Source organism: Xenorhabdus beddingii (genome assembly GCF_002127545.1).
GTDB classification, from domain to species: Bacteria; Pseudomonadota; Gammaproteobacteria; order Enterobacterales; family Enterobacteriaceae; genus Xenorhabdus; species Xenorhabdus beddingii.
The window spans coordinates 1-718 of the sequence record NZ_MUBK01000144.1 but is presented as its reverse complement, the minus strand read 5'-3'; the positions used below and the strand labels follow the sequence as shown (position 1 = coordinate 718).

The 718-nt window shown below is 38.2% G+C and carries 1 protein-coding gene; it reads left to right on the top strand.

The window, feature by feature from the left end:
• The first annotated feature begins 265 nt into the window (after nt 1-265).
• Complete coding sequence (locus tag Xbed_RS18925; RefSeq protein WP_086114327.1) at nt 266-667, top strand: hypothetical protein; 402 nt, start codon at nt 266-268, stop codon at nt 665-667.
• The last annotated feature ends 51 nt before the right edge of the window (nt 668-718 follow it).

Genomic DNA, 718 nt, shown 5'->3' with positions numbered 1-718 from the left:
AATGGCAATAGCCACAAGCAAAAAAGTATTCGAAAAAATCACAGAAATGACCAAATCAAAAATAGCCTAAACCCGTCCCAGCGGGTTTTCCATTTGTGCAGCCAGTGCTTTTACTCTACCTTCTGTAAATCCCCCTCACACTTTCTGAGATTGCTGATCAAATAATCAGTAACACTTATCATTATCCTAGTGGTTAAATGTAAGAAATGTTTAACACTGGGTGGTGCTATGAAAGCAATCAAGCGAATGTATGAGGCGGGAAACAATGAGTAATGAAAAAATAGCGTTTATTCACCCGTATAATCCTGATAGCGATGAACAGCCATTACTGGTTTTTGACTGTGAAGAATTACCATTTATTGTCGATTTCCACTTCAAGGTTTTCATGATTAATTTGAAGCATGATAAGCCGTATTACATACAAAGCCAGTTGTTTAGGATTTCGGATTCGAGCCAAATAGAAGTGTGCAATAAAAAAGGTTTTTGGATGAAAGCGGAAGATACGCAGGGAAAACCAAATGATATCGCTGCATCTATCAGGCTCAGTTTTCCCAAGGCTAAGTTCTCATACGAGGGCACATATTTTGTTAAGGTTGGCATTCTGGTCAATAATGAGGAAATTGATAAGAATGAGGCCTACTTTAAAGTGAGTCTTGTAAATGAATAACGTTACAGTTGATGCTAGATTGGAGTCAAGAAACAGGCTTAGGGTGGTTAG